General features: G+C 33.5%; 15 protein-coding genes. 5 read left to right on the top strand and 10 right to left on the bottom strand.

The genetic code is table 11. The annotated features are described in order from the left end of the window. Nucleotides 1–70 precede the first annotated feature (70 nt). Together cbpB and ACTNDN_RS02330 are read right to left on the bottom strand one after the other, a co-directional pair. On the bottom strand, nt 71–517 hold the full coding sequence (cbpB, locus tag ACTNDN_RS02335; protein ID WP_031534187.1) for a cyclic-di-AMP-binding protein CbpB: 447 nt from the start codon (nt 515–517) through the stop codon (nt 71–73). A 329-nt stretch (nt 518–846) separates the two neighbouring features. Beyond that, nucleotides 847–1,083 carry a YkuJ family protein gene (locus ACTNDN_RS02330; RefSeq protein ID WP_016200943.1) on the bottom strand — a complete coding sequence of 79 codons (237 nt, stop codon included), beginning with the start codon at nt 1,081–1,083 and terminating at the stop codon, nt 847–849. A 412-nt stretch (nt 1,084–1,495) separates the two neighbouring features. Between ACTNDN_RS02330 and ACTNDN_RS02325 the strand changes: the two genes are divergently transcribed. After that, on the top strand, nt 1,496–1,729 hold the full coding sequence (locus ACTNDN_RS02325) for a glutaredoxin domain-containing protein (protein ID WP_031534183.1): 234 nt from the start codon (nt 1,496–1,498) through the stop codon (nt 1,727–1,729). Nucleotides 1,730–1,826: 97 nt separating this feature from the next. Here ACTNDN_RS02325 and ACTNDN_RS02320 read toward each other — a convergent pair whose 3' ends face one another. Both ACTNDN_RS02320 and ACTNDN_RS02315 read right to left on the bottom strand, forming a co-directional pair. Continuing rightward, complete coding sequence (locus ACTNDN_RS02320) at nt 1,827–2,429, bottom strand: DUF3993 domain-containing protein (protein WP_048717754.1); 603 nt, start codon at nt 2,427–2,429, stop codon at nt 1,827–1,829. A gap of 92 nt (nt 2,430–2,521) precedes the next feature. Next, nucleotides 2,522–3,739, bottom strand: coding sequence for an EAL-associated domain-containing protein (locus tag ACTNDN_RS02315; protein ID WP_441130697.1), 1,218 nt, complete (start codon nt 3,737–3,739; stop codon nt 2,522–2,524). Nucleotides 3,740–4,091: 352 nt separating this feature from the next. Between ACTNDN_RS02315 and ACTNDN_RS02310 the strand changes: the two genes are divergently transcribed. Beyond that, nucleotides 4,092–4,811, top strand: coding sequence for a C39 family peptidase (locus ACTNDN_RS02310; protein WP_441130695.1), 720 nt, complete (start codon nt 4,092–4,094; stop codon nt 4,809–4,811). A gap of 320 nt (nt 4,812–5,131) precedes the next feature. On the opposite strand, the gene ACTNDN_RS02305 is transcribed toward ACTNDN_RS02310, so the two are convergent. Further along, entirely contained in the window at nt 5,132–7,231 is a 2,100-nt protein-coding gene (locus ACTNDN_RS02305) for a sensor domain-containing protein (protein ID WP_441130693.1), read from the bottom strand. A gap of 290 nt (nt 7,232–7,521) precedes the next feature. Between ACTNDN_RS02305 and ACTNDN_RS02300 the strand changes: the two genes are divergently transcribed. Further along, entirely contained in the window at nt 7,522–7,989 is a 468-nt protein-coding gene (locus ACTNDN_RS02300) for a YkyB family protein (RefSeq protein WP_031534174.1), read from the top strand. 154 nt (nt 7,990–8,143) lie between these two features. Here ACTNDN_RS02300 and ACTNDN_RS02295 read toward each other — a convergent pair whose 3' ends face one another. From ACTNDN_RS02295 to ACTNDN_RS02285, 3 genes are all read right to left on the bottom strand, one after another. Beyond that, nucleotides 8,144–9,049 (bottom strand): chemotaxis protein, encoded by a 906-nt coding sequence (locus ACTNDN_RS02295; RefSeq protein ID WP_441130690.1) that lies wholly within the window; start codon nt 9,047–9,049, stop codon nt 8,144–8,146. Between the two features lie 309 nt (nt 9,050–9,358). Then, a complete protein-coding gene (locus ACTNDN_RS02290; RefSeq protein ID WP_441130689.1) occupies nt 9,359–10,663 on the bottom strand; it encodes an MFS transporter in 1,305 nt (434 codons plus the stop codon). Between the two features lie 132 nt (nt 10,664–10,795). After that, a complete protein-coding gene (locus tag ACTNDN_RS02285; protein WP_441130687.1) occupies nt 10,796–11,320 on the bottom strand; it encodes an RDD family protein in 525 nt (174 codons plus the stop codon). Between the two features lie 287 nt (nt 11,321–11,607). On the opposite strand from ACTNDN_RS02285, the gene ACTNDN_RS02280 reads away from it, so the two are divergent. Both ACTNDN_RS02280 and ACTNDN_RS02275 read left to right on the top strand, forming a co-directional pair. Further along, nucleotides 11,608–11,781, top strand: coding sequence for a hypothetical protein (locus ACTNDN_RS02280; RefSeq protein WP_155986730.1), 174 nt, complete (start codon nt 11,608–11,610; stop codon nt 11,779–11,781). Nucleotides 11,782–11,906: 125 nt separating this feature from the next. After that, on the top strand, nt 11,907–13,061 hold the full coding sequence (locus tag ACTNDN_RS02275; protein WP_031534168.1) for an aminotransferase A: 1,155 nt from the start codon (nt 11,907–11,909) through the stop codon (nt 13,059–13,061). Between the two features lie 38 nt (nt 13,062–13,099). On the opposite strand, the gene ACTNDN_RS02270 is transcribed toward ACTNDN_RS02275, so the two are convergent. Both ACTNDN_RS02270 and ACTNDN_RS02265 read right to left on the bottom strand, forming a co-directional pair. Continuing rightward, complete coding sequence (locus ACTNDN_RS02270; protein ID WP_441130684.1) at nt 13,100–13,975, bottom strand: NAD(P)-dependent oxidoreductase; 876 nt, start codon at nt 13,973–13,975, stop codon at nt 13,100–13,102. Between the two features lie 180 nt (nt 13,976–14,155). After that, nucleotides 14,156–16,801 carry a cation-translocating P-type ATPase gene (locus ACTNDN_RS02265; RefSeq protein ID WP_031534165.1) on the bottom strand — a complete coding sequence of 882 codons (2,646 nt, stop codon included), beginning with the start codon at nt 16,799–16,801 and terminating at the stop codon, nt 14,156–14,158. Nucleotides 16,802–17,397 lie beyond the last annotated feature (596 nt).

The raw sequence follows: 17,397 nt of genomic DNA, 5'->3' as shown, positions 1-17,397 counted from the left end.
GGGAAAGAACTCTAATGAAGAGGTGAATAAGAGCGGCTACAGTAGGTGAAAGGAATTTAATTGTTATAGATTATTGGTGATTGTTTTGATGTAAATAATTGTTAAGTCGCTTTAATATTGCTCTTCTCGTTAAAATCCCTTCAAAATAGCCATCTTCTGTTTCTACACAAATAAAAGGATGGTCTACCAAATGTTTAATCGTATGTAATACAGAACTATTACTCTTCACTCTCGGCATTACAGTGTTCATAATTGTTTCTACTTTTATTTCTTCTAATTTTTCAAATTCAATTCTTTCTAGTCCAAGTATACTCTCCATAATAATTGGCGTACTCACCAATCCATGGAGCTTATAATGTGCATCTAATACAGGGATTGCTGAGTATCCACTTTTTGTTAAGACTAGCAGAGCGTGTTCTAAACTGTTTCCTACCTGTACATGTGCAACCCGTTCAGACGGAATTAATAAATCATTTAAAGTGATGTTTAAAAACTCTTCGCTGTGCATACTTATCATAGCCGAAAACTCCTCACAAAATATATTTATACCTCATTTTATCACAGTTTCCGGCTTAATGCTCCTTTAACCCTTACTCGTTTTTATATTCCTTACAAGTAGTTGACAATGAGGGCATTGAAAGATTACATTTTGATTAGATTGAGCTGTCAGTACATTCTCTAATTTTTCCTCACGAGAGCATTCTGGACAAATAACCGTTGGCATCATGTTTATCACCTCAACTATTAGTATGGATTCACTTGCTTTTTTCATGTAGTAAAATTAAAAGTATAAAAAAAGCTTTCTGCATTTGGGTATCCGTAAATGCAAAAAGCTTCTTAAAAATCTTACTGAATTAAATCAAAAATCTCAATTGTAATCATATCAACATTATCAAATTGATATCTTTTTGGTTTTTCTTTGTCATTATAGACTTCTAGTTCAAACGTTTCTGTTTTTGGATGAAATGTAACTTGACACTTTCTCTCCCCATTTACCTCGAAGAAACGTTGAGTTGGTTCTCCCCCAGTTGCCTGCTCTTGCAGATTCTTTAATCTTGTTAATATGCCTTGTAATTGTGACATGCTCTCTCTCCTTTCAAAACAAACCTTTTGTTAACAATAGGTTTCACTATTAGCATGTTTCTATACACTTTCTTCGTTAAATAAAGTACCATTCGCCTCTTGTGTAAAATGCCAATACTAACAGAATAAAAGATTGTCGAGAGTTTGTCCAAGTAAAACTAAAAAAAACTAGTTGTTTTTTTATTATTTATTTCATCTGAATATTCTAACATATAAAATCATAACAAAAAAACACCTTTCTTATAGCAAAATGGAAATAATCATTTGTCTAATTCCGCACATCTACAGCTCCCTCAGAATCCAAAAAGTAACCTTTCCTGTTTAAACCTATTCCTATCATTTGCTAAAATGAATTGCACGAAAAAAGCTTTCTTTGTATGATTAGAAGTAGAATGAATGTAGGAGGAACAAAATGCACCAAATCACGTTATATACCCAGCCTGACTGTCCCCCTTGCGAATATTCCAAGCTCTTTTTAAAAGAACATGGATTTGACTTTGTAATAAAAGATATTCAAAAGGATTCGCGTGCGAAAACAGAATTAATAAAGAAATACCAATCCTTTTCAACCCCAACTTTTGTGGTAGATGGAACTGTAATTTATGGTTTCGATTTGGAAAAACTTAAAATTGCTTTAAATCTTTAACAGCAAGTCACCAATGTGGCGTACACTATACGTAAAAAAGTGCGCCACACTTTCATTATAGCTATTACCTCAAAATCTAGAAAATAACTCTTACAAGCTATTTTAGCGTTTGTACATTATGATTTTTCCAATTGTTACTGATATAAGTTACTTGATTTTCTATTGCAAACAAGGGCATATAAACCAATGTACTATAGTTATTTTCTTTGTTATTTATAATGGTTCTTACCTCTTTATCTGTCAGCATATTCGTAACAATCCAATTCTCATTCACCTTTCTTATAAGCACTCCTTCATAGGCTCCTTCATATACTTTTTCTCCAAATATAATTGGTTCATAATATTCATATAGAAGAATACTATTTTCTTCTGTTTCTATAAAGGTTTGATCGGATAACTGATAAAAAGGCAGATAATATTTTCCGAATTCATTACCGTATGTATAAAATGCCCCATTTTCTCCAGTCAAGTTTTCATTAAGAAATAAATAGATTAGTTTCTCCGAAAAATAAGGTGCCAATATTTCTTGTATCTCCTCCATATCCCTCGCTTCTTTACTTAATGACACCTGTGCTCGAAATGCCTTTTCTACAAAAGCAAAGACTTCATCCCTACTTGTCAAATGGCTGGTAGCATGTGCGGAATATGGAAATATACCAAGAAGCAAAATAATCACTATAGTAAAGAAGCTTTTATTCATCCTACTCTCTCCTTCTCTATTTATTTCATTTAAACTTTACCCTTAATTTATGGCATAAAAACAAGCTGAAGAGAAAATCTCTTCAGCTTGTTTTAACTAAGTAGCAATTTCTTTCGATCAAGAAAATTATAAGATAAATCAATAAACAAATATTCCTTGGCGTTTAATGGGTATGAATAAGTTCTTACTGTTTCTCCTGTTTCGATATCACTATATAAATCAGACAATATCCCTCTTTTTTCATTCCTCATTTTTATAATATTTTCTAGGAAATATGGTCGCCAACTCCAATTTTTGTGTGCATATTCAGGCTGAATAATCCAATCACTATCGTATTTAATAATATTTGCAGATTTCTGAAATCCATCTTCATCACATACATACATTCGAAAAGCAACATCTGTTAAATCAGCAGTAAGTAATTTCAAAAGCTCTTCATAGGAAGAATATTTCTTATATTTAACAAGCAATGACTGTAATTGAACTTGAAAATCCTCTGTTAATTCAAAAATTGTTGATAGTTTTTTCTTTTCTGAAAAAATGAACTCATGAAACAAATCTCTTAATGTTTCTTTTCTGCAATTGCGATCAACGAAATTTGCCTCAGGATAGTGTAAATAGTATCCTTGATAAAATCTCCCACCATTTTTCCAAGCAAATTGAAGCTGATATACCATCTCAATATTTTCAAATAATAAAGTAGCACCAATTTTTCGAGCAAGCATAGATAGCGAATATAAAACATTTTGGTAAGCATGCGAGGTAGATGTAGATCGCAAAGCTAATAAATCAATTTTTAGGATATCAGGTGCTAAATCACCGAGTCTGTCTAAATAGCTACTATCACTTCCCATTTTATCAATGGCAATTTTAATGCCATATGTTCGATAATAAAGTAATAAATGATCTAAATGATAAAATTGCCCATGATAATTTCGCTCTGAAATCTCCAGAACGATTCGATCTAACTTGAAGCCTTTCCCTTCATATTCCAACAATGTTTCTAAAAATGATTCTCCATCATCCTTCATCAAGATTTCAGCATCTCTATTGATAAAGAGCAATACATCCTCGTCAAGGGACAATGCTTTATCCAGCGCTTTCGTTAAAATAACTTGATCTACCTCAATTTTATATTCATCAGGAATTCCTTCATCAAAAAAGAAATCTCCAAGGCTTTGAACACCATCTGCTCCATTATATCTTCCTAATATTTCATAACCGATTACTCGATGTTCATCAGCGCTAAATATAGCTTGAAAATAAGGGATGACATTTTCTAAATCAGTCAAAATATCCAAAGCATCCATATTTTGATAGCCTCCCCACAAGAAAAGCAAACTCCTTTGCTTATCGCTTCCGTTATAAATCATTTCATCCTTTTTTTGATGATATTTATTTTTAGACAGTAAGTAGGCAAAGGTTCTTCACTTTATTCTAAGAATTAAAATAAACCTTATTATATCATATAAATCCTTAGCTAAAGAAACATTGATAGAAAATTCTTTCAATTTTTAGCTGAAACACAGTTTCATCCGATGATATCATTCCACAGGCAAGCACAATAAAAAAAGGATAAGGTGTTGGTAATAATATGTCCTTATAATTTGTTTGAAATTTCGTATGATAAAAAATAGGAGTTGGCAAGAAAGAGGTAGTAAAATGCAGTTGTGTAAGCTATTACTGTTGCTCACTCCCTTTTTCGGGTCCGAGCAAACTTGGGAATATTTCCATATTGAAGAGAGTAAGCCAAAAGTAGAACAACTACATCAAGAATCTAGCACGAACAAAAGTGCATTGCTTGATGTTCCTTTGATAAAACAAAATCCTGAACTAAAATATGGATGTGAAGTGACCAGTTTAACGATGGTTTTGAATTACGCTGGTGTTAAAGTAAATAAAATGGAGCTTTACAAAAATATTCAGAAGGACATAGACCCATTGATTCGAAAAAATGGGAATATTATCGAATGGGGAGACCCCTCTATTGGATTCGTAGGTGATATGACTGGAAAAAAGCCTGGGTATGCTGTATTTGATAAGCCAATGGAAGATCTAGTTAACAAATACCTCCCAGAAAGAGCCGTTAACTTAACGAAATATTCTTTCCATGATTTAGAGAAACATGTTCAAAATGGTTATCCAATTGTAGTTTGGACAACAGGTGATTATCGTTTACCAGATAGATGGGAATCATGGAAACACAATGGAAAAACAATTAAAACACCATTAGACCTACACGCTGTTGTATTAGTTGGCTTCAGTAAGAATCATGTTTACTTAAATGACCCCTTATCAGGTAAAAAGAATGTTAAAGTCGATAAAAAGACTTTTATTAAATCTTGGCATGCTTTAAAGTCCAGAGCTATTAGTTATCGGTAAAAGTGTATAAAAAGGATAATAAATAGAACGTATTCATAATTTGTTTGCAAAAACATTTAACGATTAGCGTTGATTGCATCCACCTATTGATAATTGTTAAAGTAAAGAAGGGATTCCGAGTGTAAATCCAAATTCCCTTATTCTTTTCCTCCAAAAAGCAATTATCTGTGCGCTGCAATCAACGTGTTTCTTTCAAATAGACTCAACCCTACATTTTTTTAAGTACTAACAAAAAGATATGCGTCCAGCTATCCTTCTAGGGTCTTCCTTTTTATTAACTCGCTTAATATAAGTTTATGTTTCCATCTTTCTATTCATGTTTAAAAATCCTTAAGAAATTGCTCCGCCTCTTCACAAGTCAATGGTCGAGAATAATAAAAGCCTTGTGCTTTTTGACAATTTGCCTCTTTTAAGAAGTCTTCTTGCTCTTTCGTTTCCACACCTTCTGCAATAACTTCTATCCCTAAATTTTGTCCTAAGTGAATAATCGTTGTCGTAATGGCAGCATCCTTTGCATTTGTAACCACATCTTTTACAAAGGATTGATCAATTTTTAATACATCAATCGGAAATTGCTTAATATAGCTTAGAGAAGAATAACCAGTTCCAAAATCATCGACAGAGATAATAACCCCTAAATCCTTTAGTTTTCGCAAAATAGGAATTGCTTCTTTAATATTCTCCATAACCCCTTCTGTAATCTCAATCTCCAGCAAGGACGGTTTAATATTAAATTTTTGAATAGAGTAACGTATCACTTCAACAAAATTGGGTTGTTGAAATTGCTTTGGTGAGATATTAACTGCTATACGCACATCCTTATGGTATAAAGTTTTCCATGTATTTATTTGCTCACATGCCTTTTCGATTACCCAGTTTCCAATAGAAATAATGAGACCTGTGTCTTCAGCAAGTGGGATAAAATCATTGGGTGCAACTAGTCCCAATGAAGGACTCTCCCATCTTAATAATGCTTCAAAACTATTAAATGTATGACTCTTTAAATCAATTTGTGGCTGATAATACAATTTTAGTTCATTTTTTTGGACTGCTTTTCGCAATTTTGTTTCTAATGATACTACATTTGTTAAATTTGAAGTCATATCAGAACGATAGAATTGATAATGTGCCTTACCTCTTTCTTTCACGCGAAAAAGTGCCTCATCCGCGTTCTTAATGATTTTCTCCATGTCATCTCCATCATATGGATACATACTAATTCCGATGCTCGGGCTAATATAGTATTCATGAGAGTTTAAGTAGAAGGAATTTGCAAAACTTGAGATAATACGTTGAACTAAGCTTGCTGTTTCTTGTCTATTTGTATTGGACAGGAGAATATTAAATTCATCTCCTCCCTGTCGATATACATGGCATTTATGATTTTTAAATTCTAATAATCGTTCCGCAACTTTTATGAGAATTTGATCTCCGACAATATGACCAAATGTATCATTGATATATTTAAACCGATCTAAATCAATCGTCATTAAGGCAAACGTAACTTTCTCTGTTTCAGCCTTCTTAATCTCCAGATTTAAATCTTCAACAAGGGCTCTTCTATTATAAAGACCCGTTAGCTGATCATGAAAGGACATATAGCGAATTTTTTCTGCCGTTTCCGCACGTTCAGAAATATCCCTTAAGATAACATAAATACCTCTAATGGTATCATTCACTTTAATGGGAACAAATTTTGTATGAATGGACAGTTTTTTTCCATTTTTGCTTTTTAACTTACAATCTAGCGATTGGGATGTTTCCGTTAATTTGCATTTTCTAAAGCTATCGTAAAATAAGGTATTACCCTCATCTATGAGTTCATACAGTGAAAACAGTGGCAGTTTTACATCACTAAAGTCAATTAACTTTAATCCAGTTGGATTCACTTCTTGAATAACCCCATCTAAGCTAACCGTGAATACGGCATCTAAATTATTTTGAACTAATGAACGATATTTCTGTTCGCTTTCATGCAACAATCGTTTTTCTTTAATGGACTCTGTAATATCTCTTGTGATGGATACAATATACTTTACTTCATTCTGTTCATCTATAATAGGCGTCAAAACAGATTCCGCATAAATGATATCGCCATTATCTGTCAGTATTTGATCTGTATAAATATGATTCTTCTTTGTTTCACATACAATCGTATATTCCTGTTGTAATCTATCAGCTATTTTCTTAGAAGAGACATCTTGAAACCTTTTCCCTATGAAATCAATTGGTAATTGAGAAAATAAAAAGGCAGCCTCATTGACAAAGATATACCGAAAAGTATTGTCTTTTTCTGCTTTCATAATAAATACCATATCTTTTATATACATAAAAATAATTTCAAAAATAATATTTTCTATATTTGATTTAGATTGTGCTATCATTTTCTTACTTGCATTATTCTTGTTAAATTCGTTCATCCATCTCATTCCTAACATGCAGCGATATATTATTTTGTTTCGAATAAGATTAACTCTATTAACAATCGCTATCCAATCTAATTTTCTTTTACTACTTTTATCGGCATATATATGAAAGTTTGTACTTAAATAGATAAAAAATTTAGTTTAGTCGTATAAAAGGGCTAATCCTAGATTATTATTCTAATTTTAAAGAAATAACGGAAAAGATATTCTCTTTTTATTTCCTTTTCTCTCGTAAAAATAGTATAATAACTTGTACAATTTAGTAAGAAAGGAGCATTAACCGATTGAATAAGCAGCAAAAATATCCACCACCAATACAACCTACTGTTGAAAATCTTCTCCAAGCAATTTCTGTTGTAAATCGTCATGCAAAAACTGCTCCAAACCCAAAGTTTTTATATAAATTGAAGCATGACAGTTTACATAAGCTATTAGCAGAAGGCAAAGCAAAAAAAATGGGTCTACACTTCTCAAACAATCCAAAATATAGCCAACAACAATCAGATCTATTAATTGCATGTAAAAACTATACTTTTCATCTACCTCCAACTAAAAAGGATTTTGAGGAATTGCCACATTTAGGATCTCTCAATCAAAGTGTTCGAAATCCCAAATCAACTCTATCCTTAACACAATCAAAAAAGCTTTTATCCGTTTACACTGGTTTAAAAGAAGATTCGCCACCTAATCAAACATTCCGCAAAAAGCAATACCAAAAACCAGTATTTAAAAAGCTCGGTGAAAGCTATTAATTTTTGCTCTTTCTCAAATATTTGCAAAGGGGCTAATCCCTCTAATCAACTTATCTCTTTAACAAAGAAAAGCTGCCAAGCTATTTTGCTCTTAAGGTCAAAATAGCTTGGCAGCTTTCATTAAATCACATACTTTTCTTTTAAAACATAAGTATTATAAAATGATGTCGTCGATAATTTGAATTAATTCGTTAATCTCTGGTTTACTTACTTGGGCATTTGCTCCAACAACCTGCCCCTTATGTCTTAAACCCTCTGTAATTAATGACGAAAATATAACGACAGGTAACTTAGATAAGTTTGTATTATCTTTAACTAGCTTTGTTAGATGATGCCCGTCCATTTGTGGCATTTCAATATCTGTAATCATTAACTGGGCAACCTCGTCTATAGAAGTACCATTCTCCACATTTTTTGTTAAATAAGCTAATGCTTCACGACCATTTTCAAAAAATGTAATGTATTGAAAGCCTGCAGCGCTCAACGTATCTTCCAATAATTTTCTTAGAAGGGCAGAATCTTCCACAACAATTAGTTTCTTATCACTTCTTGCTCTTTCCCCTAATTTTTTCACTTGTTGTACATTAATTCCGGATTCAGGATTAATATCTACGACTATTTTTTCAAAATCCAGCAGTAAAATCATCTCTCCGTTTAATTTAACTACACCAATTATTTGGCTTTCTGATCCATAATAAGTCTCAGATGGTTTCTCAATATTTTCCCATGATATCCGGTGGATTTGTGTAACATTATGAACATGGAAAACAATTTTTGTTTTATTGAATTCAGAAACAATATATTTATCTTTTTCAGGAGTATCAGAAGGAGCATATCCTAATACGTTTGCAAGATTAACTACTGTTAATACTTCTCCTCTTAGTTCCATTATTCCTTCTACATAGGGATGGGCATGTGGTATTGGAGTAATCGGTACTGAATTAATAATTTCCTTCACCTTAATAACATTTATACCAAAATTGTTCTTTCCAACACTAAATTCCACAATTTCAAGCTCATTTGTTCCAGATTCTAAAAGTATTCCTTTGTCGTTTTTCATTTATTTCTGTCCTTTCGTGGTTCTAAAAATTCGTTCATTTATGAAATCCACTTTTCAGTTATTTACCTATTCTTTATATCGGACTATTTATCTATTCTTAAAGTAAGTTTATTCAATTTTCTCCAATTAGAAACTATCTTTGCTCGCTAACAATATCCTCTTTTTTAATCCATCTAGCCAACAATTACTATACCTAATACAGTTATATTAAAAAAGACTGTTCCTAAAGGCAACAATCAAGCAGCTTTTTCCATTGGTTTCACCATTTACGGAATATCTGCTTTCGTTAGCCTTCTTGAACAGCCTAGCCTACCATTCTTCTTTTACGCGTGCATGGATTACTAATCCAATAATAGTTAAAATAATTAACGAGCCTAGCGCCATCCTGCTCGCTATATTTCCTAAATCAGCAAATATGAGTGTAATCGTACCATATACAAATGGACCGATAATGGAAGATACCTTACCAGAAAAGGCAAATAGTCCAAAGAACTGGCCTCTCTTCTCTTCTGGAGTAATATCAACAATATATGTTCTTGTCGTTACCCACATACTCCCTAGAGCAACTCCAAAAAGACTCCCAGCAATCCAAAATGCCCATTGATTCCAAGCAAACGTTGCAATAATCAAAGCGATAACTAATAATATCCCTACATATCGTACAGCTCGATATGCTCCAACTCTTTTTGCAATATATCCAAAGATAAAGGATCCAATGATACTTGCAATAGTTGACACAAGATATAGAATAATGAATTTACCTGAACTTATTTCAATAACTGTATTTGCATAATCTGCCATCATAGCAATTGTAGTTGCTAAGGCATCATTAAGAAAAAAATAGGCAAGCATAAAAGTAAAAATCTTTCGATAATTCCTCATCTGCTTAAAGGTTTCCACTATTTCACCATAGCCTGAGAAAATAGATTGCTTTTGGACATTTTCTTTTGGTTTGTCTTTAATGAAATAAAATAATGGCAAGGATAAGAGCAAAAAGAGAATCCCAGTTGGTATAAATGATTGATTAAAAGCCCCGTCATCTATAAATAAATAAACAGATAATCCAATAAGTGTTCCGATATAACCTACTGCGACACCAAATCCGGAAATTAACGGGATTTGTTCCTTGCTACCTAAATCAGAAATCATTGAATCATAAAATACTAAGCTAGAATGATACGTAAATTTCGATAGTACAAAAAAAAGAACCACGAAACCTAAGGACAATGGTATTCCAAGAATCGTTTGTGAAAACTCAATAGACGAAAAGATTCCCATTGCAATTGTTCCTAGCACTGTTAATAGTGTCAGGATTACAATATATTTCTTCTTTTTTCCTGTTCTGTCCATAATTACTCCAAATAACGGTGTAAAGATAACTAATAAAATGCTTGCAAGGGCATTTGCATACGAAATAAACGTGGATGCTATTTGTTGCTGTACTTCACCTGAACCAATCATTCCCTTTAAATAGAAGGGGAAAAAGACTGTATTAATATTAGACGAAAAAATGGTATTAGCAGCATCATATAATGCCCAAGAAAGAATGGGCAAGGAAAAATACAACGCCCATCCTTTTTTTTCCATTTGAACTTTATTTGTTACTGACTCCATCCATCAAGCTCTCCTCTCCAAAAAGCAAGTATGACATTTTATTTACTGTTCATTATCCCCTATTAGGAACTTTTGACATATCCATAATGCTCTTGCTGCCTATTGTGCCTTATGGATAGGAAATAAAACGCATTATTTTCTCACCACAAGAGAACCAACAATTAAATCATGTAATGCTTGTTTTTTCTCTGTAAAAGCAGCCAAAATAAAACCAATCAAAAGGATTCCCGATAAAAGACTTGATACTACATATCTTCCTAGGCTTCTCCAAAAAGATAATCTATTCCCATTTTTATCTGTTACCTTTAACCCTAAAAGTTTTTTCCCAATTGTCGCTTGCCATTTTGATGAATGAAGTAGCGAATAATAAAAAAGACTAATAAGCAAACATATACCCATTGTTCCAAAAAATGCGGTCATCATCGGTCCTATTATCGATAACATTTCTGCATCAGATAATGTGTCTACACTTGCTGGATCCATTAATAGCTCTTCCGGGATTTCCATTGAATTTACAAAAAAAGCAAAAATGACATTTGAAAGAATTAATAAGGGAATCCCGATAATAATACTATCGATTACCCATGCTCCAAAGCGAATCCAAAATCCTGCATATTCAGGTTGTTCGTTTTTTTCTATATGTATTGTTGTTACCATTTAATTTCCCCCTCCTATTCTTATGATAAATGGAATTTATTATCTAAACAACCTTTTTTATGTAATAGGTGAAAGGTTTACAATTTTTATACAATTAATGAATTCCTTTGTTTCCTTCCTTCTTTAAATATTCATAAAATGTTTATATTTTTTTTACTATTTCGTGAAAAGTATAACAAAGACCTAGACGATTTAGTGCAATTGGAATAATCTAAAAGTGTAAGCAAGTGAAGGAGAGAATGAAAAGATAATTGCTAAAATATATTTAAAGAGAGGACGAGTACACAATGAAGGGTACTGCAATTCTTTTTCATGAAGACTTATCTGTAACTTTTTTAGAAAATATTGACTTAGAAGCATGGAAAAAACACGAAGAAACTGTACAAATAACGGAAAAATTAGAGAATCATGAGCAATTATTCCTAATGGAAGAAGACGTTGATTGGGATTATGGTTACTAATTCACGATAAATAGATAGAGCTGTGATTGATTTTTTTGTCACTGCTCTTTTTTATTTTGTCTATGGTTTTCAATAATCTCCGCTTTTGATATCATAATAGAATACATTATGATGGGAGACTTAATATGGAACATTTAATCAATAAAAAAGTTAAAAATATTGAGATTTCTGGCATTAGGAAGTTCTCTAATATGGTCGCTGGAAAGGAAGGGATGATTTCTTTAACGATTGGTCAGCCAGATTTTCCGACACCTCTTCATATTAAAGAAGCTGCTAAAACGTCTATTGACGAAAATTTCACTTCCTACACACATAATGCTGGGGAGCTAGAATTACGGAAAGCAGCATCACAGTTCGTACATAATAAATATAATCTTTCTTATGATCCTTCTAATGAAGTGCTTGTTACAGTTGGAGCTAGTGAAGCAATAGATGTTACCTTTCGAACCATTCTCGATAAAGGAGTCGAAGTAATACTCCCTGGTCCTGTATATCCTGGATATGAGCCAATTATCCGTTTATGTGATGCTATTCCAGTATATGCAGACATTCGTGATACCTCCTTTCGTTTTACAGCTGACGTAATAAAAAAATACATCACAGAAAAAACTAGATGTATTGTCTTGCCATACCCATCCAATCCTACAGGAGTCAGCTTATCGAAAGAAGAATTAATGGAAATTGCTGCTCTTATTAAGGGTAAAGACATCTTTATTTTAGCAGATGAAATATATAGTGAATTACTCTATGATCAAAAGCATGTATCTATTGCTGAGTTTCTCCGTGAACAAACCATTGTCATTAACGGACTATCTAAATCCCATAGTATGACCGGCTGGAGAATTGGACTATTATTTGCACCAGCATATCTTAGTCAGCAAATTATTAAAGTACATCAATATAATGTAACTTGCGCCTCCTCTGTCTCTCAGAGAGCTGCACTAGAGGCGTTAACAGTTGGTATAAATGATGCCGAGCCAATGAGAGATGACTATCGAATGCGAAGAGAATATGTATATAATCGCTTAACTTCTATCGGATTGGACGTAGTAATGCCAGATGGTGCTTTTTACTTTTTCATAAAAGTACCGACAACAAAGTTGAATTCCTTTGACTTTTGTCTCGATTTAGTTGATAAAGTAAATTTAGCGGTTGTTCCTGGCAGTGCTTTTTCTGCATTAGGAGAAGGATATTTCCGGATTTCATTTGCCTATTCAATGGAAACATTAGAAGAAGCATGTAATCGATTAGAGAAATATATGACAACGTATATGAATTAGAAGCAAAGAGCTTCCACAGATGTGGAAGCTCTTTATTATCAATCCCAATATTTAAATAAAGCTTGTGTGCCGCTTTCTTCTTCTCCTTTAGCAGATAAATGGCTATATAATGTTTCTGCAAGAGATAGACCAGGTGTTTCCATATTCATTTCTTCTGCTTCTTTAAGAGCAATCCGCATGTCTTTAATAAAATGCTTTATATAGAAACCTGGTTCAAAATCGCCTTTTATCATTCTTGGCGCAAGATTACTTAAAGAGAAGCTTCCTGCTGCACCAGTTGATATGCTTTCTAGAACTTTCTCTGGATCTAATCCTGCCTTCTTTGCATAAACAATTGCTTCTGAAACGCCAATCATGGTAGAGGCTATAGCAATTTGATTACACATTTTTGTATGCTGACCAGAGCCTGCAGGTCCTTGATAAACGATATTTGTGCCTAATATCTCAAAGATGGACTGAAGTTCTTTATACACCTCTTCGTCCCCACCAACCATAATAGATAATTTTGCATCTCTTGCTCCTACATCTCCACCGCTAACTGGCGCATCCACAGCATAAATATTTTTCTTTTTTGCTTCTTCATATATTTTCTTCGCAAGGCTAGGAGTAGATGTTGTCATATCGATTAAATAGGTATTTTCACTTGCATTGTTAACTAATCCATTCTCCCCCAAATAGACTTCTTCTACATCTTTTGGATAACCAATAATCGTAATAATTACATTCGCCTTTAAAGCCATCTCGTATGGACTGTCTACCCATTCTGCACCATCTTCTACAAGGTCGCTTGCTTTTTCTTTCGTGCGATTATGTACAATAACAGGATAACCTGCCAGTAATAAATGTCTTGCCATACTTTTCCCCATTACTCCTGTACCGATAAAGCCAATGGTAGTAGTTTCTTTTGCCAACATGCTATTCCTCTCCTTTATACAATGTTCCAATTTTATTTAAACATTGTTTTTCTTTATAGTAACATGAAAACATTTATAAATGTCTAAATTCTCTTCTAAAGTCGTACTCACAATGACTGAAAAACTACCCATTATACAAATCTTTACACCGATTTTATATAAAGGGTAGTTTTTTTCAACTTATTTACGTAATATCCTCACTATAAGGACTTTCATTATTTCCATTGCAATTACAGCAGCGATTGCTAAGCCAGTTGCTATTAACCATTCATTCATGCCAAACGAAGCTGGAATAGCAAAGACTTCTCTAGCGAATGGCAAGATAGTAATCAAATATAACAAGAAGCATATTCCAACAGCACCTAATACATATTTATTGGAAAATAACCCAACACCAAAAATCGTTTGTGTACTAGATCTTGCAGCAAAAGTCTGCAAAGAACGTGAAAGAATTAAGGTGGTGAAAGCCATAGCGACTCCTAATTCATCCGAATGTTGTAATCCAATATAATGGGAGATAATAACTGCTATACCAATTAATACTCCTCTTACAACGACTGCTCGAAGTGTTCCGCCGGCAAAGATTCCCTCATTAACATCCCTTGGTTTGCGCTTCATTACGCCTGGCTCTGATTTTTCCATGCCAAGGGCAATCGCTGGTAAGGAATCATTCACTAAATTAATAAATAACAGCTGTAATGCTGTAAAAGGATTAGCCCAACCTGCTATTACCGCAAATAATATAGCAATAATTGCTCCAAAATTCCCTGCAAATAAATAACCAATTGATTTTTTTATATTATCAAAAACAGTTCTTCCTACACCAACAGCATTAACAATTGATACAAAATTATCATCTGTTAAGATCATATCTGCTGAATCTTTGGCCACATCGGTTCCACTTCCCATTGCAATACCGATATCAGCCTGTTTTAAAGCTGGCGCATCATTGACACCATCTCCTGTCATAGCAACAATTCGATTTTTCTTTTGCCACGCTCGAACAATTCGAATTTTATTCTCAGGAGACACACGAGCATAAACAGATATATCCTCCAATTTATGGTCTAATTCTGCTTCCGATAAAGCATCTAACTCTTGACCAGTTAAGGCAATATCGTTCTCTTCCATTAAACCGATTTTGCGACCAATTGCCTGGGCAGTTGTTTTATGATCCCCAGTAATCATCACAGTACGTATACCTGCATTCTTTGTTTGTTCAATTGATCCATATACTGCCTCTCGGGGAGGATCCATCATGGCACTTAACCCTACTAGGATAATATCTGCTTCCTCTTCTTCCGTAATCGTCATTTTATCTTTCGGCATGATTTTATATCCATATGCTAGTACTCGTAATGCTTGACGGGAGAAATCTTCATTTGCTTCCTGAAATTTGTTTAACCATTCATTTGTAAAAGGTTCTTCTTTTTCATTGACTAGCACTTTCGTAGCCCGACTGAACATTACATCTGGGCCACCCTTTATAAGCATAAGCCGTTGATTATCAATCGTATGGACGGTAGACATTAACTTTCGATCTGAATCAAACGGTAGTTCTGCTTCTCTTGGATATCTTAAACGAATTTCTTCATAGCTTCTTTTTCCATCATTATAGAAATTAATCAAAGCAACTTCCGTTGGATCTCCTACTTCCCTATTTTCTTTATTAATATAAGAATCATTACATAAAACCGCTATATTTAAGAGTAATCTTTCTGATTGATTCCAATGGGCGGGATCTTCTGGGAGATGCTCTCTTTCTCCTTCTGGAATGAAGTAATCTGTTACGGTCATTTTATTTTGTGTCAATGTCCCTGTCTTATCTGTGCAAATCACACTTGTAGAACCCAATGTTTCTACTGCAGGCAATTTACGAATTATAGCACTTTGTTTAGCCATTTTATTTGTTCCAACAGACAGAACAATCGTAACAATGGAGGATAGAGCCTCCGGAATAGCGGCCACCGCCACTGCAACTGCAAATAATAATGCATTCAAAATAGACGTGGTGACATCTACCGTTTCATCTCCCAACCATATTCTTAATGCTTGGATGGCAAAAATAAGAATAGATAAAAGAAGAATTCCTACTCCTAATTTCTTACTAAATTCTGCAAGCTTCTGTTGTAATGGTGTCTGTTTTTCTTCAGCAGTATTTAGCATATCTGCAATTTTACCTATTTCCGTTTTTTCTCCAGTACCTGTTACTACAAAAGTACCTCGTCCATAAACAACCAGCGAACTACTATAGACCATATTAATACGGTCACCAAGCGCAGATTCTTCTAATATAACCTTATCTTGTTTCTCAATCGCTTCTGATTCCCCTGTTAACATCCCCTCATTCACTTTTAAGGAACCACTTTCTACAATTCGTCCATCAGCTGGAACATAGTCACCAGCTTCTAGGAAAACAATATCACCTGGAACTAGCTCACGGGCTGGAATTGTACTATTCGTGTTATCTCGTCTCACCTTAGCCTCTGGTGCACTCATATTTCGCAAGGCATCTAATGAACTTTCTGCTTTTTTTGTTTGAATAACACTAATAACCGAGTTAAGCAATAGTACTAAAAATATGATTAAGGACTCGACAAATTTACCCATTATCAATTGGATAATGATTACTACTAATAACACAATAACCATCGGATCTTTAAACGTTTCTAAAAAGAGCTTCCATGTTGGCACTTTTTCTTTATCTTGGAGCTCATTATATCCTTCTTTTTCCAAAAGTGACTTTACTTTGTCTGATGATAAACCTTGTGCAGATGACTGTAACTCTTTTAATACGACGTCTTTTTCCTTTTGATAAAAATCCATGTGACTTTATTCAACTCCTTATTGTTCTGTCCTGACTTTTTTTGCACTTAACATAAACGAAAAAGCAATTCTTTGTACATATGTATAATAAAAAATCCTTTTTTAAACCACTTCCCATTATTTATTCTCCATAAACCTGTCCAATAATATGGAAAAACTATTTTCGTAAAGTTTGTTATACGATAACAGCTAAAAGTACTTTACATCCTTGCGAGAAAATAGAGCCTACTCGGTATAACTCAGTGGCCACTGAAAAAGTGAATTACCTGGTGAATCGGTAGTTACCAAACCATTCTAACTTAGTGTAGGTTTTTGTTTTCCGAGGCTTATTATTCACTTTCAAATAAATAAAACCTCATTTTATTTGGAAAACTAGACTTTTTCAGTGCCCTGATAACTCATGAGTGAGGGCATTTACCTCAAACCACTCGGACCCTTTAAAAATAGTCGAGTTGATTTCCCACCTATTTTCCTTACTCATTATAGTCATAGAGTTTAAGAATGAATATACGAATATTTTACCTCTATCCTTTGCTTTTCATGTATGAATCTTTATAACCACAAAAAAACTGACTAGAATCATCTAGTCAGTTCAA

Source organism: Niallia sp. HCP3S3_B10, from assembly GCF_052064465.1.
Classification (GTDB): Bacteria; Bacillota; Bacilli; order Bacillales; family Cytobacillaceae; genus Niallia; species Niallia hominis.
This window is presented reverse-complemented; position numbering and strand designations above follow the sequence as displayed.